The following is a 24019-nucleotide window of genomic DNA, read 5'->3' on the forward strand; positions in this document are numbered from 1 at the left end:
AAGGACGAGGAGGGACAAGCATGATCGATGGGATCAAGAACGTAAAAATTCACGTTATCGTATTGGCTTTAGTCATCGGGGCCGAATTTATAGGAATTCATTCTTTCAAGATAGGACCGGGAACCTTGGTGCTTCTGCCGATGCTCTACGCCTTAGCGGCAGGTGCCCTGATGGGACCTAAGTTCATCAAAGCGGTAAACCAAAAGGACATGGTGGACGCAGGCAGCCTGGTCGGAGTCACCCTAATGCTCCTGATGGCCAGATACGGGACGCTGGTGGGACCTAACCTCCCTGCCATAATCAAATCAGGACCAGCTCTGATTCTTCAGGAATTCGGAAACCTAGGGACTATTCTTCTGGGGATCCCTCTAGCGGTGATGATAGGGCTCAAGAGGGAATCTATAGGAGCGGCCCACTCGGTGGCCAGAGAGCCTAACGTGGCCCTTATAGGGGACATCTACGGTTTCGACGGACCGGAGGGACGGGGAGTCATGGGGGTTTACATCTGCGGAACCGTATTCGGGACGATCTTCTACGGCCTCATGGCCACCACCGCAGCGGCATATCTGCCCCTCAGCCCTAAGGCACTGGCGATGGCATCTGGGGTAGGAAGTGCCAGCATGATGACCGCTTCTGTGGGATCTCTCTCAGCGATGTTCCCCGATATAGCGGGAGAACTCCAGGCCCTTGGGGCGGCGAGCAACATGCTCTCTGGGTTGGACGGACTCTATATGTCCCTGTGGCTGGCTCTACCTATGTCCGAGTGGCTTTATAGAAAAACCTACCGTTTTAAGTATGGAATAGAGCCTGAGGCTCCTGTAAAAAAGGGAGGCAAATAGCATGAAATTCACCGAAGTCGTAGCGGTACTGATCATAGTCGCGGCTATGAGCCTGGTGGGCAACATGGTGGGATCGGGAAACGGCATAGTAGAGTCCCTTCCTGGTATGGTCTTTCTAGTTGGCCTGTGTGTCGCCGGCATAGCTTTAGGTAAGGTAATACCGGGCAACATCCCAAGCGTGGCGTGGATAGTTCTGATAGGCTGTATTCTCACCTATCCCACATTCCCCGGTGCGGAGGTATTCAGCGGATGGGTTAAAAAAGTTAACTTTCTAGCTCTCACGACTCCCATACTGGCCTACGCAGGACTGGCCCTCGGCAAGGACCTCGACCTGCTCAAAAAGACCGGATGGAGGATCGTCGTCGTATCCATAGTGGTCTTCGTCGGAACCTACGTGTGTTCCGCCCTGATAGCTCAAGGTGTCCTTGGACTTACCGGACAACTGTAACCGATAAACGAGGAGGCCCTGGACGATACGTCGCCCAGGGCCTCCTCGTTTTACCTCACAAACCCCTCCAGTTCGTCCAGCTTTTCCTCAAATAGACGTAGCATCGAATGGAGGGACGCCGATTCCTCCATATCCACCCCGGCGGCTCGAAGGAGATCGATAGGATACATAGAGCTGCCGCCTGAGAGAAACCCTATGTAATCCTGCACAGCCCTATCCCCTTCTTTCAATATCCTATCCGCCAGAACCGTCGCCGCAGAATAGCCGGTGGCGTACTGGTATACGTAGAAAGCGCTGTAAAAATGGGGTATCCTTGCCCATTCGACCTCTATATCCCCATCTACCACGACCTCCGGGCCATAGTACTTCCTATTCAGATCCCCCCACAGAGAGCTCAAAGACTGAGGAGTCAGTGGCTCCTGAGACTCCACCGCTCGGTGGGTCTCCAGCTCAAATTGGGCGAACATGGCCTGCCGAAACACGGTGGTCCTGACCTGCTCTAAGTAGTAGTTTAAGAGGAAGGGCCGCTCATTCTCCCGTTCCTTCAGGAGATGCTCCATCAGTAGAACCTCGTTGGTGGTGGAAGCCACCTCCGCCACGAAAATAGAGTAATCCCCGTAGACCGGCGGCTGTCCTTTATGGGAGTGCCAGGAGTGAAGGGAGTGTCCCATCTCGTGAGCCAAGGTAAAAACGTCCCTCAAGGTACCGTTGTAGTTGAGCAGGACAAAAGGGTTTGTGCCATAACTACCCCAGGAGTAGGCCCCCTTTCTCTTTCCCTGATTCTCGTATACGTCTATCCATCTATCCTCCAGCCCCTGAGAGAGGACTGACAGGTATTTCTCTCCCAGAGGGGTCAGTCCCGCCTTGACGGTCGACTTGGCCTCCTCCCAGGGGATATCTACCTCCGGCTCGTCGAAAATTGGGACGTAGAGGTCGTACATATGGAGCTCCTCAAGACCTAGAGCCCTTTTCCTAAGGGACATATAGCGATGAAGAAGGGGAAGGCCCTTCTCAACGGTTTTCAATAGATTCTCGTAAACCGATACCGGTATTCTGTTTCCGTCCAAAGCGGCATCCAGGCTGGAGTCGTAGCGATGAACCCGGGCGGAGAAGGCGTCCTCCTTGACGCTGGCACCGTAGGACGCCGCCAGAGTGTTTTTAAACGACCCGTAGGTTCTGTGAATCCCCTCAAAGGCGTTCTTTCTGACCTCCCTATCCTTGGACCTGATCAGACGATAATACCTTTCCTCCGAGAGCTCGACTTCCTCTCCCCTATCGTCCTTTATCCTCGGGAAAACCATATCCCCGTTTGTGAGCATGGAAAAAATATGCTCAGGAGCCTGGGCTACCTCGCCCATACCGGCCAGAAGCTCCTCTTCTCTGGCCGATAGGACATGGGGCTTCCTCCTCAGAATATCCTCCAGATGGAAACGATAAACCTCAAGGAGGGGCTCCTGCTCCAGGAAGGACCACACTTTATCCTCGTCGATAGCCAGGATTTCGGGGACGATAAAGGACATAGCGGTGGATACCTGAACGCTGAGGGCCATAGCCCTGTCCGCCATAGCCTTAGAGTCCTCGTCCCCTACGTCCTGATGGCTCTTCATCGTGGCGTAGACGAACACCTTGCCTAACTCCACCCCGAGATCATCGACCAGGGAAAGACAGCTCAAGAGCTCTGAGGCGCCTTTCCCCAGCTTTCCCTGAAACTCCTGGAGCTGGGCCCCTTTTTCAAGGACCTCGTCGAAAGCACTCTGCCAACAGTCCTCAGATTCATATATAGTCGAAAGGTCCCATCTATAGGCTTGATCTATCTCGTCCCTTTTCGGGAGAGCTCCCTTATTGCTCATAAAAACATCTCCTTATCGATTAATTTAGACCTACTATATCCAAAATCTCCGGCTCTCCGCCTTTTTTATCGAAATGGACGATCCTGCCACTTCCCAGGTCGGCGACGTAAAACCTGTCTCCTCTTACGGCAACGTCGGATGGACAGAAAAGTCTCTGCCATTTTTTTGAGCCGTAGAGGGTAAAAGCCTGACGATTGGAGAGATCTATTCCCCTTATTCTGTCGTTGTAGCTATCGGCGACATAGAGAATCCCTTCGTTTATGCACAACCCCATAGGTCTCTGGAAAAGGGCCTTAGATCCTATTCCATCCCTACAGCCGTATAGAAAAGGGCCCTCCCCGACCAAAGTACGAACCATACCTGATGCGGTGTCGATCCATCTTATCGAATTGGAGTAGCTATCGGAGATAAAAAGCACCCTTCCGTCGGATATGATAGCCTCAGGAGAACCTAAAGTCGCCAGACTCGGTGGACCGTCGTCCATACCTGGACGGCCGGTGCCGGCAAAAGGGCTGGCTCCTCCTCCCGATAGAGACTGGACCCATATCTGATGGGTCCCCGCTGAGGCGACGTAAAGAAGGCCATCCTTACAGACACCGCCTTTAGGGCAACCGAAAGACCTCGGTCCCGCTAACAACGCAGGATTACCGTTACCGGAGAAAGTCCCCAACTCTTTGCCCTTGAGGTCGATAATCCTGACCTTTCTCCCCCGCCTATCGAATATAAACACCCTGTCCTGAGAACAGTAAAAGCCCGTAACATCGGATAAAGTGGGCCTTCCCAAGCCGATAGATCTCTCGATGGAGGCGGAGAGCCCGTCCTGGGATAAGTTCAAGAAAATCAATCGATTAGATTTTCCGTCAAGGATAACCAGTCTCTCACCAAAGAGAGCGAGCCTTACGGGAAGCATATTTAGCTCAGTCCCTTTGAACCTCTGCTGTTCTGAAGGCTTGATATCCCCTACGACTCTAGCCGTTCTCTGCATCGTCTTTATCACCGGGCGAAGTATCTCAGGAGGGATAACCCCCTCTTTAGCCCATGCAAGATATCCTTTAGGATCGACTACCACCGTTGCAGGCCAGCCGTTTATCAGGTAGGATTTTCTTATCGACTTAGAGGAATCGTCGTAAACAGGAAAATCCACACCGGAACACTCCAGCAAGGCGGTCATACGCCTGATATCCCTCTCAGCAGGAAACCTAGGACAGTGAACGCCGACCAGGTCTACGTCCTCCTTGAACTCTTCCCTGAGGGATATAACCGTATCGACCATAGAGAGGTCATCGTCTCTGGCTCCGTTGAAAAAGAGGACTATGGTTATTCGGCCCTCTCTAGGGTAACCGGAATCCCCTCCCAGGGAAAGCCCGGGCATCGATGGAGCAGGAGCTGCTCCTCCGTATATAGTTACCATCTCAAAACCTCCTAAGCTTTTCACCGAGAGAATTATACCCTCTATATCGTGGTATACCTACCGAATGCCGAAGATGTATCGTGTATAAAGTATAATATCCGTTTGACACACCTCTTTATCCTAGGATATAGTAATGGAAGTACCTTATAAAGGCAGTGGGGAAAGGATTTACACACAGAACTAAGGAGGGAAAAATATGAGTAAGAAAATCGCATTGTTTTTGGCTTTAGCAATGGCAACCATGGTCGCAGGATCGGCTATGGCGGAGGACCCGGCACAGCTTCGTTTTATGGCGGGACCTCCAGGGGGAAACTGGTTTGCACTGGGTGGCTCCCTGTCTGATATGTGGACCAAAAACGGACTTCCTACGACCAGCGGAACAGGCGGAGGGGTGTCCAACATAGTCAACGCCGACAACGGCAAGGGAGATATGGGATTCTCCGTCACATCCATGGTCGGAGCAGCGGTAAAAGGCGGCGACGCCCCCTTTAAGGACGCGCACTCAAACGTGTCTGTTCTGGCTAACCTTTACACCCAGTACACCTACTTCATAGTCAGAAAGGATTTTGCCGAGAAAAACGACATAAAGACCCTCGGCGACATCGTGGAGAAAAAACTCCCCGTCCGTTTTGCGACCCTGAAGCCAGGCACTTCCTCGGAGTTCGTGATCCGCAACCTCTTCAAGGTAGGCTATGGCGTCGATTACCGTAAGGCCATAACCGAGTGGGGCGGAAAGGTCGAGTTCTCCTCCTACTCCGACGGATCGAACCTCCTGGCGGACAACCACATCGATTGCTTTGCCTTCTCCGTGGGCAAGATAGCTTCCATCGTCATGCAGATAGAGAGCCAGACCGATATACTCATACTTCCGGTGGACGAAAAGGCCAGACAGGCAATGACCGACGCCTTCGGCACGGTGACCTTCAACGTAGAGCCCGGCGTCTACAAGTCGGTGACCGAGCCGGTTCCGACCATAGGGGACTACACCTGCATCGTCATCAGAAACGATATCTCCGACGAGCTAGCGTACAAACTTTCCGAGCTCGTTTGGAACAACAAAGAGACCCTGGCAAAAGGGGTTAAGGACATGGAGGAGCTGAATCCCGTCGAGGCCGTTCCCTCCGCGGTACCTGCCCATCCTGGCGCAGCAAAGTTCTGGAAGAGCGTCCAGTAGTCAGCGATATCCTACCGCAAAAAAATGCGGGTGACCTGAGTCGCCCGCATTCTCTGTTTTTACTCGAAAAGGAGTAGATGCTAAATATGAGAAAATTACAGGGACTTACGGCAAAGGCGTTTTATCTCTACGTCCTTGCGATGGGCTTTTTTCACCTATACACCGCCCTGTTCGGCACATTTGAGGCCTACCTTCAAAGGGCGATCCACCTCACGTGGGTTCTCCCTATGGCCTTTATACTCTATCCCATAGGGGGCAAAAAAGAGGGCCAGGAGATAGCCGACAGCACCATACCCTGGTACGACTGGGCTCTCGCAGCAGCGTCGCTAGCACCGGGACTGTATATCATGATGAACTACACCGATATTACGTACAGAATGGCTCAGGTAGACCCGGTAACCACGGCACAGCTCATACTGGGATCCCTACTGACGGTGCTTCTCATAGAGGCTACCAGAAGGGTTGTAGGCCTTCCTCTCGCCATAATAGCCGCCTTCTTCACCGCCTATATGTACCTAGGACACTATATGCCCGGCATAATGAAGGGGCTATCATTCTCCTTCCATGAGGTAATAGAGCAGATATACCTCATAGACGAGGGGATCTTCTCTATCCCCCTAGGGGTCTCGGCCACCTTCGTCATGATATTCCTGATCTTCGGGGGATTTTTGGAGAAAAGCGGCGTGGGAGCATATTTTATGGAGTTCGCCCAGGCGTTCACCGGAACCTCTCCCGGCGGCCCAGCTAAGATAGCGGTGGTCAGCTCCGCCCTGTTCGGGTCCATATCGGGGGCGGCGGTGGCCAACGTCTACGGAACGGGGACATTCACCATACCTCTAATGAAGAGGATAGGTTACCCACCGTTCTTCGCCGCGGCGGTGGAGGCGGTCGCCAGCACAGGAGGACAGATAATGCCTCCCATCATGGGAGCCGGTGCCTTCATAATGGCATCCTTCCTGGGGGTTCAGTTTAAGGTAATCATGGTCGCAGCGATTCTCCCCGCTGTTCTGTACTACGCGGCGGTTCTGCTCATGGTCCACCTTGGGGCTCTGAAGAACAACTTAAAAGGGCTCTCACCTGAGGAGCTTCCGGACAAAAAGACTGTCATAAAGAAGCTTTACATGATGTCGCCGATAGTGGTGCTCATATACCTCCTTCTGTCGGGCTACACCCCCATGCTGGCGGCGGTAATAGGCATATTGGCGGCCTGGGTGGTTTCCCTCCCGGAGAAAGCCAACAGAATGGGACCGAAAGCCATTCTGGACGCTATCTACACCGGTGCGAAAAATATCCCTGTGGTTTGTATCGCCTGTGCCGCCGCAGGGTTAGTCGTCGGATCGGTCTCCTTGACGGGAATAGGGTTTAAGTTCGTAGGACTGGTGTTCTCCGTGGCCAGCGACGCTCCCTTTATGGCCCTGGTCATGATAGCTATGGTATCGTTGGTCCTGGGGATGGGATTGCCGACTACCAGCGCCTACATACTGGGAGCAGCTCTCGGGGTTCCTGCCCTGGCTAAGCTGGGATTCCCCCCGATAGCGGCCCATATGTTCGTCTTTTACTTCGCCATAGTGTCCAACATAACCCCGCCTGTGGCTCTAGCGGCCTACGCCGCAAGCTCTATAGCCGACGCAAATCCCAACAAAACGGGATTTCAAGCGATGAAACTGGGGATACTGGCCTTCATAATCCCCTTCGCCTTCAGCTACGATCAGGGATTGTTGCTGTCCTCCGGGACAACCCAGAACCTCATAGCTATAGCTGGAGGGGTCGGGTCCCTCTTCGCGATGGGACACTCTATGTTAGGCTACACTAACAGAATAATTCAGCAGTGGCAGAGAGGGATATTCCTGATCGCAGGAATACTCTGCATATGGCCGATCGCCTGGGTAAAGCTGACAGGGATCGCCGTGACCTTGGCCTGCAGTTTTATCTGGAGAGACAAAAAGAGCTGATGAGAGACGAAAAGCCCCCAATCCCTGTCAGGGATTGGGGGCTTTATCCAATGTGATCGAATTACCTCAAAGAGATAGTCTAAGAAAAAAAGACTATAAAGCCGATAATAGGACATATTCGTATGTCAGGTCAAATAACAAAGCACAGAAAAACTTGCCTGACCATCCCTGACGTATATAATAAGGGCCATAAAGATCAACAAAGATCAGACTCACGGAGGTGGAGGAAATGAGAAGATTTTTAGTTCCAACAAGGTCAGGCAGAGGCACTATGGATCCTTTTTCCTTCATGGACAACGCCATGAGGGCAATGTTCCAGGAGTTTAGCGACTCGACCCAGGACAACAACAGGCCGATGGTCCCGTCTATGGACGTATACAGAAAGGACGGGATTTTTACCCTTGTGATGGATCTTCCTGGAGTGGACAAAAACGACATCGACCTAAAGGTCTACAGGGACAGGGTCGAGGTCAAGGCCCAAAGGAGCGCCCAGGAATGCCTGAAGGAAGAGGACTGCGCCCACAGCGAGAGGTTCTACGGCTCCATATCAAGGACCGTGTCCTTCCCTACAGAGGTGGACTGCGACTCGGTCCAGGCCAGCTACGTAGACGGGGTCCTCAAGGTTCAGGTGAAGGAGCTCCAGGCCGGAGGAGAGGGCAAAGCCATAGCTATCTCCGACGGATCACAAGCTTAACGTACAGGGCAGAGGGTATCCCTCTGCCCTGTACGTTTATCTCACCACGTTTTGAGGCTTGCCGTCCATCCAGAGCCTGACGTTGTCGATGGCGATCACGGCCCTACTCTGGAGTGCCTCGGGGGTCGCGAAGGCGACGTGAGGTGTTAAGACGCAGTTAGGGGCATCCAGGAGAGGATATCCTTCCAGAAGCGGCGGCTCCATATCGAAGACGTCTATCCCTGCCCCTGCTATTGACCCTGACTTCAGGGCATCCGCAAGGGCCTTGTTGTCCACGATAGGCCCTCGGGCGGTGTTTATGAGGAAGGACGACCGCTTCATGGACGAGATCATATCCCGATCTATAAGCCCGGCGGTCTCCCCGTTACAGGGGAGGTGGAGGGAGATCAGGTCACATGAGGACATCAGGTCCTTCAGGGATAAATAGGGGATTCCCATGGACAGTACCTCGTCCCTTTGGGATCTGCTGTAGGCCACCACGTTGCACCCTAGGGCCTTAAAGACGGCGGCGACCTTCACCCCGATAGCCCCAGTCCCGACTATTCCGACGGTCTTCCCCGCCAGCTGGTTGCCTATAAGGCCGTCCTTGGTCTTTCCTGCCCTGACCGCGCCGTCGCAGGGAACGATCTTTCTGACCACAGCCAAAGACAGACCGAGAGCTAGCTCCACGACCGAATCGGTAGAGTAACCGGCGCAGTTGGAGACAGTGATCCTCTTGGAGAGGCATGATTCCATGTCGACGTGATCGTAACCGGTAAAGGCAACGGAGATCATCTTAAGTCTGTCGCAGGAGGATATAACCTGACCGCCTAGAGGCATGTTTGCTATAATCGCCACGTCAGCTCCAGCCAGCCTTTTCACGTTTTCTTTCACATCGTCCGACCTACAATAGGCCTCGAAGGAGTGCCCTTGGCTCAAAAGAGGGGCAACGAGGCCGTCAAGATATCCCCGCGCCACCCCAAGGGATTCCAGCAGGACTATCCTCATCCCTCGTAGACCTTCCCTTTCTCCTGACCTGACATGACCCTGAGGGCTCCCTGTGAGAGTGCCCAAAGCTCGTCCTCTCCCGGGTATACCATCACTGGTCCTATGAAGGAGATGTATTTCGTTATCTCCTGTACGAACTGCTCAGAGTAGGCCAAGCCACCGGTCAGAATGACTCCGTCCACCTTACCCTCAAGAGCGACCGATCTTGAGCCTATCTCCTTGGCGATCTGGTAGGCCATAGAGCGGAAGACTAAATCGGCGTGTTGATCGCCGGACTCCCTACGCCGGACGACCTCCCTGAGGTCGTTGGTCCCAAGATGGGCGACCAAGCCCCCTTTGCCGCTGAGCTTCTTTTTCATCTCCCCAAGGGTCACGGAACCGCTGAAACATAGCTTGGACAGGCCACCGGACGGCAGTGTTCCAGCCCTCTCCGGCGAGAAGGGTCCGTCACCGTCAAGGGCGTTGTTCACGTCTATCACCCTGCCATTGAGGTGTGCCCCCACGGAAATACCGCCTCCCATATGAGCCACCACAAGAGAAAGTTCCTCGTAGCTTTTTCCCAGATCCGACGCCACCTTCCTGGCAATGGCTTTTTGATTAAGAGCGTGAAAAATGGAACGTCTCTCTATCTCAGGAAGCCCCGATAGCCGCGCCTCGTCCATCAGTTCGTCGACCACCACCGGATCGACTATAAAGGCGTTGTCCGGCCGACCCGCCTCCTTAGCCAACCTAAGGGCAAGAGGCCCCCCCAGGTTGCTGGCGTGAGATCCGTATTTTGCGGAGGTAAGGTCGTCCATCATGGCCTGGTTGACCCGATAGGTTCCACCAGGGATGGGACGCAGGAGCCCTCCTCTTCCAACAACACAGTCCAGATCCTTCACGTTGAGGCCCTTTTCCTCAAGGACCTTTTTTATCTCGTTGAGTCTAAAATCCTCCTGCTCCGCGATCGACGAGAAGCCTCCGATAACGTCGGTATCGTACCTCTGAGTATCCTCCCAAAGCTGCTTATCGTCCTGAAACAGACCTATTTTGGTGCTGGTAGAGCCGGGGTTTATGGCTAGCAACAACATAAAAAAGCCACCTCCTGTTTTAAAAAAAGGGCCGCATTTCACATGCGGCCCTAAAAACTACTTTCCGAAGTCGGCGTGAACAACCGCCGCAGCGATGGACATAAGCTTCGCTCTGGGGGAGTCGGCGCGGCTGGTGAGTATTATAGGAGCGGAGGCTCCAAGGATCATCCCGGCTGTCTCGTTCTCGGAGAAGTAGACTATGGCCTTGGCAAGCATGTTGCCCGCGTCTATGTTGGGGACCAAGAAGACGTCGGCCTTGCCTGCTACGGGAGAGGTTATCCCCTTGGTCTTGGCGGACTCCTCGCTCACGGCGTTGTCCAGGGCAAAGGGACCGTCGACTATGCAATTGGTGATCTGGCCACGGGCGTTCATCTGGGCGAGAGCAGCTGCATCGAGCGTGGCTGGCATATCCGGATTGACCACCTCTACAGCGGCCAGAACCGCCACCTTGGGACACTCAACCCCGAATGCCCTGGCTAGGTTTACGGTGTTCTGGACGATCTGAGCCTTGGCGTTGAGATCTGGGTACATGTTGAAAGCGGCGTCGGCTATGAAGAATATCCTGTCGAAACCCTTAACCTGGTGGAAGTAGCAGTGGGAGATGGTGTTCTTGCCCTTACGGAGGCCAACCTCTTTGTTCAGCATTCCACGAAGGAAGTTATTGGTGTGAATCTGCCCTTTCATGTAGACGTCCGCCTTGCCTGAGGAGACAAGCTTGACCGATTCAAGGGCTATCTCCGGCTCACTGGAGACGTCTATTATCTCGTAGTTGGAGACGTCGACGCCGGCCTTCTCCGCCGCAGCCTTTATGGCCTTCTCGTCACCGACCAGATAGAAATCGGCGATCCCGGCGGACCTGGCATCTTCAAGGGCAGTGAGAAGCCCTGGGTCATCGGCCTTGGCCACGCTTATCTTCTTCTTGCCCTTCTCCGCACCGATCTTCTTTGCGTAATCCAGTAAAGCACTCAACGAACGAAGCTGTTCCATAGGAAAAAGACCTCCCTGAGATTTAGTTTGCTACGAAAGCCCTGAGGGATTATAGAGAATCATCCCGCTACAGGACCAACATACATTATACATCTATAGCGATATATGGCTAGGATATCGCTGCACCTAATGCGATAGATAGCAGTTTTGTGTCCATCGAATCGAAACGACTGGTCATTACGATAGGTTTTCTGGCACCTAGGATAACCCCTGCGGTCCTGCAACCGGCGAGGAACATGGCGGTCTTTCCTACCATATTTCCCGACTCTATATCCGGCACCATTAACAGATCGGCGTTTCCCGCTACCGGGGACTTGATTCCCTTTATAGCGGCGGCCTCTGGACTGACGGCGTTATCCAGAGCGAGGGGGCCATCGACAAGGCAACCAGTGATCTGACCTCTGGAGGCCATCTGGGTCAGAGCAGCGGCGTCCAAAGTCGCAGGCATATCGGGATTAACCGCCTCTACCGCCGCCAGAACCGCCACTTTAGGCTCATCTACACCTAGATTGTGGTAACATCCAACGGCGTTCTGTATTATCTGAGCCTTAGCGTTGAGATCGGGGTACATATTCATTCCACCGTCGGTAACGCCTAGAACCCTTCCTAGAGGACCTATCTCGACCAGAACCAGGTGAGACAGAAGAGAGCCTGACCTCAGTCCCCAATCTTTGTTAAGGACCGCTTTAAGCAGTACAGCAGTCTTGACCAACCCCTTCATGAGGAGGTCCGCATCGCCGGAGGAGACCATCTTAACGGTCTTTTCGGTTGCCGAATAATCGTCCCTTTCGTCGATTAAGGAGATTCCGTTCAGGGATAATCCCATCTCGGAGGCCTTATCCCTTATCTTATCCTCCTGGCCGATAAGAATCGCATCTACTATACCTACTTTATGGGCCTCACAGACCGCACCTAAGGTATCCTCTCCGTAAGGACAGGCGACAGCTATCCGCTTCAAGCCTTTTTCGACGCTTTTACCCATTAAAAAATCTAGATTTTCCAATTGAATCACAGATCTCCTTTCACCGTATCAGAATATGATTTAGCCTCTTCCTCTCCGGTCAACACACGGATAGCCCCTTCGGCGAGAGCTCTCATCTCACCCTCTCCGGGATAGATCAGACAGGGAGCTATCCACTGAACCTTTTTCTGAACCGATGCCACAAAATCGCTATCGTGGGAGATACCTCCGGTAAACAGGATCGCCTTGACATCACCGGCCATAGCGGCGGCCATAGAACCTATTGCACAGCCAACCTGATAGGACATGGAGTTTCTGACCAAAGAGGCCTTTTCATCGCCCTCCGAGGCCCTCTTAGCCACCTCTCTCATGTCACTAGTTCCCAGATAGGCCATTACGCCCCCTTTACCTGCAAGCCTTTTCTTGAGGTCACCTAGAGAGATAGTTCCGCTGAAGCAGAGGGATACCAGATCCCCTGCAGGGAGGGTTCCAGCCCTTTCGGGAGCAAAGGGTCCATACTCGTTGCCGCTATAAAAATCCGACAACCTGCCCTTACGGTGGGCACAGACCGTCATCCCTCCGCCGAGATGGACGACGACAAAGTTATGCTCCCTCCAGTCCACCAAAAGCTCCGACGCCGCTTTGCGGACCGTAGCTTTGACGTTAAGAGCGTGGTTGAGAGACACTTTAGGCAGCTCAGGAAGGCCGGTCAACCTAGCGACGTCGTCCAGCTCGTCCACCGAGACAGGGTCGACTATCAAGGCGGGGATTCCCCGAGGGCTGGCTATAGCGTCCGCTAAAATTCCACCTAGGTTGGAGGCGTGATCCCATGGCTTGCCGCTTCTGAGCCGCTGAAGCAGAACCTCGTCGACTTTGTAGGTACCGCCAGGGATAGGATCTACGATCCCTCCCCTGCCGACGACCCCGGTCAGATCGTCCATCGAGTGCCCTTTTGTCTTAAGTGCGTCTTCGATAGTGTCCATCCTGAATCGATACTGGTCGGCGGTTCCATGAAAAGAGGAAAGCACCTCAGGATCATGGGACACCGTCTCGGTCCATCTCTCCTCCAGATCGGAATACCAGGATATCTTGGTACTTGTTGAGCCGGGGTTTATAACCAACAGTTCGTGGGCCATATTATCGCCTCGCCTTCTATTTTATTTAATTAAAACGAGAATCACTATCTGATCCGTCCGCCATAGCCAATATCTCCGCCTCAAGCCTGTCCATTTCGTCAACCTGATCCTGCTCTAGAGCGTTTCTGACCTCCTCTCTCATTATGGCGCCTAAGGCCTTTCTGTCTTTATACTGTCCTGCGGAAACGTCGGTCCAGCTTATCTTTTTCTTTCCCTCGTAAAGGTCGAAATCGGCGAACCTTTCCTCTCCCTCGACATACTCCAATCCCATCAGGGCCTTTTTGACCACCTTAGGGTCGAAGCAGGAGAAAAACCTCAGGCAGTAGACCGAAACAGGCATAAGAATATGGGCATAATCCTTTCCCCATCCTTCTCCCATTATAAGCCCTAATTCAAGGTCATCTATGGCCTTGGTTAAACGTTCCACGTGAAGAGGATAACGACCGTAGGCATCGTATATCCTGATCTCAAGCTGTCGCCACTCCGCTTTGTTCATGCTCAGGTTAAACAGATAGAGGGCTCTCCGTCGAAGCCTTGCCCGTAAAGCCTCGTGAGGCATGGTCACTAAAACCACGTCTTTTTTCATATCTCCCATGACCAGAGGCCTCGCCAGAGATTTTTCGGTGAAACAGATAATGACGCCTTGATCGGAATCCCAGTCCCAAACCCGATCCAAGGTGGACACCTCCCCGCCAAAGTCCTCGGCGATCTCCCCCATCACTGTCTCGTAATCTCCTAGAGACCGGAAGATTATGCTCCTTGGCATCCGTCTCACCGATCTGACCATCCCACAAACTCCATCGGTAAGCATGGACGCGAGGATAACGTCGGGAAAGCTGTCTATGGCGACGTACACCTCTTTACCTGGATCTCCTACTACCAGTACGGTGCTATCCTCCCCTATACCGTCAAGGATCCTCTCCTTAGGTGACTCGGAAACAGGAAAATGCTCCTTGAGCCAGTTCAAAATAGCCCGGTCATCTCCCTCCATCCTTACTACTCTGGGACCACTTCTGATTATGGAAAGCAAGATGATACCTCCTTTGCCACAATTAAAGCCCGATACGCCTTTTCATCTGACGCTGATCGTCGATATACCTCGGATAAGGTATTTCATACACCTCTCCGGTCTTAAGGGAAAAAAGATTGACGTTCTTTATGCCGTTTAGGCCAAAGGGATCCCCTTCCAGAGAGGATAGATCGTGGCCGAAAAGACCTATCACGTCCTTAGACCCGGAGATGAGACTTGAATAGTGACTTGCCTTAAAGGACCAACCATAGACGGAAAACCCGCCTACCTTATCTATTATATGACAATGGGGGAAAAATTCCTCAACCGTATCGGAATCATCGTGATTACCTAGGGAGATAACGACCTGAAAATCCCCTTTTCTAGAGCCTCTGTCAAGAATCGCCGATAGCCTAGGTATTCTGTCTCGGTAGGTGTTTATCAGGCTGGGATAGAGCCCTAACTTCACCTGATCCACCAGATCCCCTGTATGGACAACCCATAAAGGGCGGACTTTAGATATGATTCGGTTTAGATCGGGGAAAAAAGACGAAGGGGTATCCGATACGTGAAGAAGGAACTCCCCGGGCCTGCCGATCAACTCCTCGGGGATGTAGACCGCACCGAAGGCCCTAAAGGCCCCTGCTATGAATCGCTTCAAATGTATCTCCCCTCTCAACTTTCGCTACAGCCCCACAGACCATCATCTTAACGCAATAGACAGAATAGAGACAACCCCTTACGTGAAAAATAAATCCAAACATATTCCTTGACATAACCGTGAATGGCAGGGATAATACTTCACCATGCGTCGAAATAGTAGAAACGTCGTTGCCGTCGATGGTAGGGCGAGGACGTTTCGCATCGACCACCGAGGAGGAACGATATGAATAACATCGCAACAAAAACATTTAGTCAGTACGGATTGAGAACCGAGCTTCTTGAGGCTCTTTCAAACAAGGGATTCGAGGCTCCTATGCCGGTTCAAGAACAGGTAATGGAATCATCGTCTAGAGAAGGCGACCTGGTCGTCCAGGCCAGGACAGGCAGCGGGAAGACTCTAGGTTTTCTTCTACCTCTGCTCAACGAACTTCCCCACGAGGCAAGCTCCCCCCGAATACTTGTACTATCCCCCACTAGAGAACTAGCACAACAGATAGCAGGCGAGGCCGAGTGGCTGGGCAGAAGAATGGGCCTTACCACCGCATCTTTGGTAGGTGGCATGGATATGGAGCGTCAGATAGGACAGCTCCGCAGAGGCGCTGCCTTGGTGGTCGGAACTCCTGGAAGGACCATGGACCACATCCGCAGAAAAACCCTCAAGACCCAGGACATACAGACCATCGTCCTTGACGAGGGAGATACCATGCTGGACATGGGCTTCAGGGAGGAGATAGAGTCCATCCTGAGCTCCCTTGTATCCAGAAAGAGAACCTGGCTTTTCTCCGCCACCATGCCCGACGAGGTAGCCTCTCTAACCAGAAGGTACCTTACCTCTCCTGAGTGGATAACCCTGTGTCACGATGAGGATCAGCACGAGGATATAACCCACAAGGTATACATGGTCCCCTCTGGCAAGAGGCTTGAGGGACTGGTAAACGTCCTCCTGTGGGAGAACCCCGAGATGGGACTCATCTTCTGTCACACCAAGGCAGGCACGGTGGAAACCATGGAAAGGCTTCAGGAGGAGGGCTTTTCCGCCTCCGCCCTTCACGGAGACATGAGCCAGCTTGAGAGAAACAGCGTCATGAACGCCTTCAGACAGGGTAGAATCCCCCTTCTCGTAGCCACCAACGTAGCGGCTAGAGGGCTGGACGTCCAGGGCGTATCTCACGTCATACAGATAGGGCTCCCTGACAACCTGGAGACCTTCGTTCATAGAAGCGGCAGAACCGGAAGAGCAGGTCAGGAGGGACAGAACGTCCTAATCCTAACCCCGAGAGAGAAAGGCCGTTTTAAGGCCATGCTCAGGGCCTCCTCTATGGATCTAAACTGGGTGAACGTGCCTGACATGGCCGCTATCGCCAAAGTACAGAGGGGCCTCCGTGAAGGAGCTCTTATGGACGCTACCAACCCGAGCGAAGACTCCATAATGTGGGCAGAGGAGCTTATGGCCATGCTGGATCCCAAGGACCTGGTCGCAAGGCTTCTGGATCATCACATAAAGGGACTTCCTAACGGATACGACCTAAGCAAAGACCTAATGAACGAGATGAACAACAGAAAAACCCTCTCATCCAGAACCGGTGGAGTGGACAGATCTGGCCGTACCCGTAGAGACGGTCCGTCCAGCGGGAGCAGGCTCCCCTTCAAAGGCAGGGCCAAATCCATCAAGCTGTGTAAGGGAAGAAACGACGGAGACTGGTCCGTAGGCCGCATATTGGCCACCCTTTGCCAGGCCCTTGAGGTCGATAGAAGCGAGGTCGGAAACATCCGCATGAGGGATACCCATACGGAGGTAGAGCTTGGCCCCACCGCGTCGGACAAAATAAACGGAAGCGGCGTCTCTAAGCTGAAGAAGTGGGGACTTATGGACGGAGAAATCGTCGAGGACAGATCGAGCAGAAGACCTCCTCAGCCTATGAGGGGCAGAAGAAGATAAAAATCATATAGACCGTCAAAAAAGGGCCTGCGAGCGATCGCAGGCCCTTTTTTGACGGTCCTTTGACCCTGTTGCCCTATACTCCTTCGCAAAGACACAGCGAGGGGGAAATAGGATGAACATACAGCTTACCGTTAACGGACAGGGCCGGACCGTGGAGATCTCTTCTGAGATGAGGCTACTGGACCTCCTCCGGGACGTTCTAGGCCTGACCAGCGTAAAAGAGGGCTGCTCCGAAGGGGAGTGTGGAGCCTGCACCGTCGTCATGGACGGCAAGGCGGTGACGTCCTGCACGGTGATGGCCTTTCAAGCGGAGGGGTCGGACATACTCACCACCGAAGGCCTGGCAAGGATGGGAGAGCTGGACAGAATCCAGCAGGCCTTTATCGACAACGACGCCGTTCAGTGCGGATTCTGCACCCCTGGAATGATCATGTCGACGAAAGCCCTGCTGATGCATAAAGAGAACCCTACCGAAGAAGAAGCACGTAGGGCCCTGGAGGGCAACATCTGTCGCTGCACCGGATACATACCTATCGTAAAAGCGGTGATGGACGCCGCCAGGAGACTCAGGGATGACAGTCTATAGACCTCGATCCGTCGAAGAACTTAGGTCGATTCTGGCCACAGAGGCAGAGAGTTTAAACCTGATAGCAGGAGGGACCGACCTGGTCCTGGAGGTGAGGGCACACCCAGAAAGAGAGTACAACCTGGTGGACCTGACCTCTATAGTCGAACTCTCCTCCATAGATGAGGAAAAAGACAGCCTGAGGATAGGCTCGACGTCCACCCACTGGGACCTTGAGAGCTCCGAGCTGGTCGCAAAGCACGGTACAGCTCTGTCCATGGCGGCGGCCTCGGTGGGCTCCACCCAGATCAGGAACAGAGGCACCGTAGGAGGAAACCTGGCCCACGGCTCGGCGGCGGCGGACACCGTTCCGGCTTTGGCATGTCTTGAGGCGACGATAGAGGTCCAAGACTGCGCAGGGGACACAGAACTGTACCCTGTGGAGAAATTTATAACCGGCAGAAACGCCACGGTTCTTAAAAAGGGCCAGTTCATAAGGTCGATAAAAATCCCGATCTTAGACGGCAGGCTATCCTGGTTTGGCAAAGTAGGCAGTCGCAGGGCTGTGACCATATCCAAGATAAACCTGGCGGCGAGCCTACACCCCGAAAGGACCGATGGGCCGATAAGGCTGTTCATAGGTGCCATAGCCCCCAGTCCGACCAGATCGGCGGAGGGGGAGAGAGAACTTTCCAAACTCCTGTCGGGATCGGGCTGCAAGGATGTCTTTCTAAATGCACTCTCCCATACCGTTGAGAACACCATTCCAGGGAGATCTTCCCTGCCCTACAAGAGAGAGGCCATAAAGGGGCTGGGGGATCAGCTGTGGGATCACGTGAAGGAGGTCCTGAGATGACGAACTTCAAATACGTAGGACAGGACGTTAAAAGGAGCGACATAGAGGAGAAGGTCACCGGCAGACTGCGCTATCTGGGGGACAAGCCCTCAGGCGGCACAGCCCATGCAAGGCTGATAATGAGCTCTATAGCCAACGGCAGGGTAATCTCCATAGACACCTCGGAGGCCCTAAAGGTCCCAGGCGTCATAAAGGTCTACACCCCCGACGACGACCCGAGAATAACCTTCAACAGCGCGGTGTTTCTTCCAGATCAGACCGACCGACGGGACGAGAGGATCTTCACCGACAGGCCAATTTTCGTCGGAGACGCCATAGGGGCGGTGCTGGCGGAGAACGACCAGGCGGCGAGAAAAGCGGTTGCCCTTGTAAAGGTGGAGTACGAGGAATACGAGCCGGTCCTAGACCCAGTTCAAGCCCTATCGGCACAGTCCTTCCGTGATGGACATCCTCAGGTGATAGAGGGAAAAATCTCCTACGGAGAGGGAGCACCTGAAGGTTCGATCTCCTTTGAGACCACCGTAACGACCCCAAAGATCCACCACGGGGCAATGGAAAACCACCTCTGTCAGTCCTACATGGACTACGGAGACGTACTGGTGGTCGAATCGCCCTGTCAGATGATCTTCACCGTTCGCTACGCCCTTTCAGTCCTGTTCAAAAAGCCGGTAAACCGGATTAGGGTCGTCAAGGCCCCTATGGGAGGGACTTTCGGAGGCAAGCAGGAGGCGGTACTTGAGCCAGCCTGCGCCCTGATGACCCTGGACACCGGAAGGAACGTCAGACTGTCCATAGACAGGGGGGAATGCATCATAGGCACCAGGACCAGAGCCGCGACTGTCGGCAAGGTGACCACCTACCTGGACGACCAGGGCTACTTTCTCCACAGGGATATAGACGCAATAACCGACGTAGGGGCCTACGCCACAGGGGGGCACAGGGTGACCATGGCCATGGGGAAAAAAGCCTCCAGGCTATACCGAATTCCGTCTCAGTCCTTCAAGGGACACACCACCTTCACCAACACCACCCCTAACGGAGCCTGTCGAGGCTACGGTTCGCCTCAGATCCACACCATGACGGAGATACACATCGACCTTCTGGCAAAAAAACTGAACTTTGACCCGGTGGAGATAAGGATGAAAAACCTCATACACCCAGGAGACCTGGATCCCACAGGAGCCCCTCCTCTGGGCAACGGCAGGATAAGAGACTGTCTGACCATCGGAGTGGAGAAATTCCGTTGGTACGACAGGGTTAACCTGGTCACCGACGGAAGATATCGCAAGGGAGTCGGACTGGCCTGCTGCACCCACGGAAACGGCTACTACGGATCTCCCTATCCCGACTTTCTGTCCATGGCCATGAGATTCTGCGAGGACGGATCGGTGCTGGTGAACGCAGGGCTTCACGAGCTTGGCAACGGAACTATGACCACCATAGGCCAGATAGTGGCGGAGGTGCTGGATTTATCCCCCGACATGATCCACGTCACAGAGGCGGACAGCCAGACAGCCCCCTTCGACGTGGGATGCGTCGCCAGCCGGGTGACCTACGTCTGCGGTGCCTGCGCCCTGGAGCTGGCGGAAAAGCTCAAGGCAAGGTTCATATCCCAGATATCCCAGGTTACGGGAGAACCGGAGGACAAGATCCTTCTGAGGGACGGCACTGTGATTGCCGGATCGGGAGAACAGCTCACCTACGGGGACATGGTCTGTCGCATAGCAAAAACCCTGAGACAGGAGGTGGGGGACTACCTTCACTACGCCCCGGATAAAAACCCCGCCTCCTTCGGAGTCCATCTCGCCGAGGTCGTGGTTGACACAATGACGGGACTGGTGCGGGTTACCGATTTTATGGCGGTCCACGACGTAGGGAAGGCCATAAACCCCAAGCTGTTGAACGGCCAGATATACGGCGGGGTCCAGATGGGCATAGGCATGGCCATCTCGGAGGAGCTCACCTACGACGGAAAAGGGCGACCTAAAAACAGCTCTCTCAGTCGATACCACATGATAAACGCCCCGGACATGCCTCCTGTGGAGGTCGTCTTGGTGGAGGAAAACGAGCCCGGTGGCCCATTCGGGGCAAAGAGCATAGGGGAGATATGTACCGTCCCTACCTCGGCGGCGGTGGTCAACGCCGTCAACCGAGCTCTGGGAACCGACCTTACCGATCTTCCTCTCGTTCCAGAGAGGGTAATTAAGGCAATAAAGGGATAGAAGGGGGATAAACACATGAAACCGCTGATACTGGACGGAGCGTCGCTCAAGATAGAGGACCTGGTGGAGGTCGCTAGGGGAAACAGGCCGGTGGAGATAGCGCCGGAGGCCATGGATAGGGTGGAAAAATCCTGGGCTTTGCTCCAGAGATTTGCCACCTCCGGCGAGCAGAAGGTCTACGGAATGAACACCGGAGTGGGGGTCAACAAAGACAGGGAGATATCTGGCAGGTATTACGCCGAGTACAACAAAAACATGCTGCTGGCCCACTGCGACGGAGTGGCCCCCTACGGGACAGCCGATCAGGTAAGGGCGGTGATGGTGGGACGGTTAAACACCCTTTTGGTGGGCAGGACGGGGATGCACCCCGATCTTGTAAGGCTACACCGGGATTTTCTGAACAAGGGGATACACCCTGTTCTCCCTCTCAGAGGATCGGTTGGACAGGGGGACATAACCAACCTGTCCCTGATTGGCCTAGCTATGATAGGCGAAGGGGCGGTGGAATATAAAGGCCAGACCATGACAGGAGCCCAGGCCATGGAGAAAGAGGGCCTCTCTCCCTGCACACTGGGACCGAAGGACGGCCTCTCTCTGGTAAGCTCCAACGCCCTTGGGGCAGGCCTTGGGGCCCTGCTGGTCCACGATATGGAGGAACTGATAGACACAGCGGACCTGGCCTACTCTATGACCATGGAGGGATTTAAGGGAAACACCTGTCCTCTGGATCCCCTGCCCTACCGCTATCGCCCTTACGACGGACAGAGAAAGAGCATGGAGCTGGCCCGGTCGTTTCTCGAGGGAAGCTACCTATGGCTTCCCGACGTATCCGAGTCTATCCAGGATCCTCTGAGCATCCGCTGTTCAGTTCAGGTCCACGGTGCCCTCAGGGACTCCCTTGAGTACACGAAAAAGCTACTGGAGATCCACTTAAACAGCTCCGACGACAACCCCTGCATAGTCTTCGAGGAGGAAAGGATAATCCCCTGTGCCAACTTTGAGCCTCTAAACTGGGTTCTGGCCTTCGAGATGATGGGCATAGCTCTAAGCCATCTGTCCCGAACGGCGGCACACCGGACCCTTAGGATGGGGTCTCCCAGGTTTACCGGTCTGGCGAGGTTTTTGACCCCCACCGACGCAAAGGTCCACGCCTTCGGCACCATACAGAAGGTCTTTTGCTCCCTGGACAGCGAGGTTCGTCACCTGTCAAACCCTGTATCCGCCGACTACAGCTCTCTATCGGAGGACATGGAGGACAGGGGAAACAACACCCCCTACGTCATGCTGAAAACCGCCAGCATGGTAGACACCCTTCGCTACATACTGGGAATAGAGATGATCCACAGCTCACAGGCCATAGACCTGAGAAAAGCCACCAGGCTGGGCAAGGGAACCGCAGCGGCCAAAGGGGCCCTTCGGGAGGAAATACCCTTCCTGGACACCGACAGAAACCTGTCTCTGGACGTGGCAAAGGTCCACAAGCTGATCTCTCAGGGAACTATTTTAAAGGCAGCCAGAGAGGCGACCTCCATTTGACCCTGTTTTGACGGAGCTTTGACCTTACCTATGTAAGATCAAATCAGTTCACCGTAGCACAAGGATATCCATTCTCACAACAGGAGGGGTAACGACGTGAAGGACAACCAGCAAGTAAAGATACGCAAGGGCATTTTCATTCCTATGTCGCTGATCTTTTTGGCGATAATCATAGTCGGACTGGTAGCACCTAAAACCTTTTACGACGTAGCAAACGCCATAGTCAACTACGCGTTCACCGATTTTGGATGGCTTTTCCAGCTCTCTGGAAATTTCTTCTTCTTCATCTGTCTTTTCTTCTGCTTCTCGAAGTACGGGGACATAAGGTTCGGAGGTAAGGACGCAAAGCCCGAGCTGAGCACCTGGAACTGGTTCGCCATATCCCTCTGCGCCGGTATAGCCACAGGGGTGGTCTTCTGGGGAATCGCCGAGCCCCTGTACCACTTCATGGACTCCGGTGTGTTTGAGACCCTCGGCATAACAGCCAAAACCGAGGAAGCCGCCATGTTCTCCATGGTAACCACCTACATACACTGGACCTTCATACCTTACGCCATGTACGCCATATGTGGCCTGGGGATAGCCTACGCAGCCTACAACATGAACCTTCCCTACAGGGTCAGCTCTACCCTTTACCCCATAGCGGGCAAGAGGATCGAGGGAGTGGTCGGAGACGTAGTCGACGGTCTCTGTCTTCTGGCTATAGCAGGAGGAGTTGCGGCGGTGCTGGGAGTCGGAACCATGCAGCTATCCAGCGGAATCCAGATAATGACCGGAATCCCTGCGGGAAAGACCATGTGGATAGCGGTGGTCTGCTCCATAGTGGCGGTCTACATAGTTTCCAGCTACACCGGGCTGGATAAAGGCATAAGGTGGCTCTCGGACAAAAACGCCAAGATATTCCTGGCCCTTCTGGTCTTCGTCTTCGCCTTCGGTCCGACCAGATTCATACTCTCATTGGGCACCCAGGCGGCGGGCCACTTTATAGACGACTTCTTCGTCCGCACCCACTACCTGAGCCCTCTTGACGGATCGGCCTGGCCTAGATGGTGGCCTATATACTACTGGGCAATATGGCTGGCCTACGCACCTCTGATCGGAATGTTCCTGGCCAGGCTCGTTAAAGGCAGGACGATTCGTCAGTTCATGCTAATGAACCTCATGATGCCGGCGTTTTTCGGATTCCTGTGGTTCTCGGTATTCGGAGGAGCGGCCATTCACCTGGAGTTCACAGGACAGGGTCTCTGGGAGGCGATCCACGAAGGTGGAAAGCTGGCCCTTGAAAAATCGGTCTTCGAGTTCCTCAAGCACTATCCTTTGACCGACATAATCAGCTGGACCTTTATGGTAACCGTGTTCGTCTCCATCGTAACCATGGCGGACTCCATGACCTCCACGGTGGCCACTCTGTCCACCACCGCCGCCCACCAGGAGGGAATGGAGCCTCCTGCACCGATGAAAATATTCTGGGGTGCCGTTATGTCCTCTGTCGCCATAATAAACCTCATCAGCGGCAGCGGAGGGGGAGAGATCAGCGGTATCGACGCGACGAAACAGATAGCCACCGTCGCAGGATTCCCCATCCTGTTCCTCATGATGGCCATGGCCTTCACCATCTGCTGGATGATAATACGTCACTCCAGAGGCGAAAAGGTCCTTCTGGTAAAAGAATAGCTATATAACAGGGTGGGAAGATCGATATGATCCTCCCACCCTG

Annotated in this window: 20 protein-coding genes; 11 read left to right on the top strand and 9 right to left on the bottom strand. The window is 53.9% G+C overall.

Annotated features, from left to right (window positions below):
• Window positions 1–20 precede the first annotated feature (20 nt).
• Both B9Y55_RS03805 and B9Y55_RS03810 read left to right on the top strand, forming a co-directional pair.
• Complete coding sequence (locus tag B9Y55_RS03805) at window positions 21–839, top strand: DUF3100 domain-containing protein (RefSeq protein WP_085544038.1); 819 nt, start codon at window positions 21–23, stop codon at window positions 837–839.
• Between the two features lies 1 nt (window position 840).
• On the top strand, window positions 841–1287 hold the full coding sequence (locus B9Y55_RS03810; RefSeq protein WP_085544039.1) for a DUF340 domain-containing protein: 447 nt from the start codon (window positions 841–843) through the stop codon (window positions 1285–1287).
• Window positions 1288–1337: 50 nt separating this feature from the next.
• Here B9Y55_RS03810 and pepF read toward each other — a convergent pair whose 3' ends face one another.
• On the bottom strand, window positions 1338–3137 hold the full coding sequence (gene pepF, locus B9Y55_RS03815) for an oligoendopeptidase F (protein WP_085544040.1): 1800 nt from the start codon (window positions 3135–3137) through the stop codon (window positions 1338–1340).
• A 19-nt stretch (window positions 3138–3156) separates the two neighbouring features.
• Window positions 3157–4548, bottom strand: a complete 1392-nt coding sequence (locus tag B9Y55_RS03820) for an NHL repeat-containing thioredoxin family protein (protein WP_085544041.1) — start codon at window positions 4546–4548, stop codon at window positions 3157–3159.
• 196 nt (window positions 4549–4744) lie between these two features.
• Here B9Y55_RS03820 and B9Y55_RS03825 point away from each other — a divergent pair, with 196 nt between their 5' ends.
• The 3 genes from B9Y55_RS03825 to B9Y55_RS03835 all read left to right on the top strand — a co-directional run bounded on the left by B9Y55_RS03825 (window position 4745) and on the right by B9Y55_RS03835 (window position 8368).
• Window positions 4745–5722 carry a TAXI family TRAP transporter solute-binding subunit gene (locus B9Y55_RS03825; RefSeq protein ID WP_085544042.1) on the top strand — a complete coding sequence of 326 codons (978 nt, stop codon included), beginning with the start codon at window positions 4745–4747 and terminating at the stop codon, window positions 5720–5722.
• 86 nt (window positions 5723–5808) lie between these two features.
• Window positions 5809–7674, top strand: coding sequence for a TRAP transporter permease (locus B9Y55_RS03830; protein WP_085544043.1), 1866 nt, complete (start codon window positions 5809–5811; stop codon window positions 7672–7674).
• Window positions 7675–7903: 229 nt separating this feature from the next.
• A complete protein-coding gene (locus tag B9Y55_RS03835; RefSeq protein ID WP_085544044.1) occupies window positions 7904–8368 on the top strand; it encodes an Hsp20/alpha crystallin family protein in 465 nt (154 codons plus the stop codon).
• Window positions 8369–8404: 36 nt separating this feature from the next.
• On the opposite strand, the gene B9Y55_RS03840 is transcribed toward B9Y55_RS03835, so the two are convergent.
• From B9Y55_RS03840 to B9Y55_RS03870, 7 genes are all read right to left on the bottom strand, one after another.
• Entirely contained in the window at window positions 8405–9355 is a 951-nt protein-coding gene (locus tag B9Y55_RS03840; protein ID WP_085544045.1) for a 2-hydroxyacid dehydrogenase, read from the bottom strand.
• The gene (buk, locus tag B9Y55_RS03845) at window positions 9352–10425 is read right to left on the bottom strand and encodes a butyrate kinase (RefSeq protein ID WP_085544046.1); all 1074 of its coding nucleotides are present in this window, start codon (window positions 10423–10425) and stop codon (window positions 9352–9354) included. Before buk (B9Y55_RS03845) ends, B9Y55_RS03840 begins: the two co-directional genes overlap by 4 nt.
• A gap of 57 nt (window positions 10426–10482) precedes the next feature.
• A complete protein-coding gene (locus B9Y55_RS03850) occupies window positions 10483–11412 on the bottom strand; it encodes a bifunctional enoyl-CoA hydratase/phosphate acetyltransferase (protein WP_085544047.1) in 930 nt (309 codons plus the stop codon).
• 109 nt (window positions 11413–11521) lie between these two features.
• Window positions 11522–12424, bottom strand: a complete 903-nt coding sequence (locus B9Y55_RS03855) for a bifunctional enoyl-CoA hydratase/phosphate acetyltransferase (RefSeq protein WP_327078429.1) — start codon at window positions 12422–12424, stop codon at window positions 11522–11524.
• On the bottom strand, window positions 12421–13509 hold the full coding sequence (gene buk / locus B9Y55_RS03860) for a butyrate kinase (protein WP_085544048.1): 1089 nt from the start codon (window positions 13507–13509) through the stop codon (window positions 12421–12423). Before buk (B9Y55_RS03860) ends, B9Y55_RS03855 begins: the two co-directional genes overlap by 4 nt.
• 25 nt (window positions 13510–13534) lie before the next feature.
• A complete protein-coding gene (locus B9Y55_RS03865) occupies window positions 13535–14539 on the bottom strand; it encodes a hypothetical protein (protein ID WP_085544049.1) in 1005 nt (334 codons plus the stop codon).
• 22 nt (window positions 14540–14561) lie between these two features.
• A complete protein-coding gene (locus tag B9Y55_RS03870) occupies window positions 14562–15179 on the bottom strand; it encodes a metallophosphoesterase (RefSeq protein WP_159448220.1) in 618 nt (205 codons plus the stop codon).
• A 225-nt stretch (window positions 15180–15404) separates the two neighbouring features.
• On the opposite strand from B9Y55_RS03870, the gene B9Y55_RS03875 reads away from it, so the two are divergent.
• The 6 genes from B9Y55_RS03875 to B9Y55_RS03900 all read left to right on the top strand — a co-directional run bounded on the left by B9Y55_RS03875 (window position 15405) and on the right by B9Y55_RS03900 (window position 23976).
• On the top strand, window positions 15405–17120 hold the full coding sequence (locus B9Y55_RS03875) for a DEAD/DEAH box helicase (protein WP_085544051.1): 1716 nt from the start codon (window positions 15405–15407) through the stop codon (window positions 17118–17120).
• A 115-nt stretch (window positions 17121–17235) separates the two neighbouring features.
• The gene (locus B9Y55_RS03880) at window positions 17236–17709 is read left to right on the top strand and encodes a (2Fe-2S)-binding protein (protein WP_085544052.1); all 474 of its coding nucleotides are present in this window, start codon (window positions 17236–17238) and stop codon (window positions 17707–17709) included.
• Window positions 17696–18544, top strand: a complete 849-nt coding sequence (locus B9Y55_RS03885; protein WP_085544053.1) for an FAD binding domain-containing protein — start codon at window positions 17696–17698, stop codon at window positions 18542–18544. The genes B9Y55_RS03880 and B9Y55_RS03885 overlap by 14 nt, the downstream gene beginning before the upstream one ends.
• Window positions 18541–20766, top strand: a complete 2226-nt coding sequence (locus tag B9Y55_RS03890; RefSeq protein WP_085544054.1) for a xanthine dehydrogenase family protein molybdopterin-binding subunit — start codon at window positions 18541–18543, stop codon at window positions 20764–20766. The genes B9Y55_RS03885 and B9Y55_RS03890 overlap by 4 nt, the downstream gene beginning before the upstream one ends.
• A gap of 15 nt (window positions 20767–20781) precedes the next feature.
• The gene (locus B9Y55_RS03895; protein ID WP_085544055.1) at window positions 20782–22302 is read left to right on the top strand and encodes an HAL/PAL/TAL family ammonia-lyase; all 1521 of its coding nucleotides are present in this window, start codon (window positions 20782–20784) and stop codon (window positions 22300–22302) included.
• A gap of 96 nt (window positions 22303–22398) precedes the next feature.
• Window positions 22399–23976, top strand: coding sequence for a BCCT family transporter (locus tag B9Y55_RS03900; protein ID WP_234986121.1), 1578 nt, complete (start codon window positions 22399–22401; stop codon window positions 23974–23976).
• Window positions 23977–24019: the final 43 nt, after the last annotated feature.

The organism is Dethiosulfovibrio salsuginis (genome assembly GCF_900177735.1).
Taxonomy (GTDB): Bacteria; Synergistota; Synergistia; order Synergistales; family Dethiosulfovibrionaceae; genus Dethiosulfovibrio; species Dethiosulfovibrio salsuginis.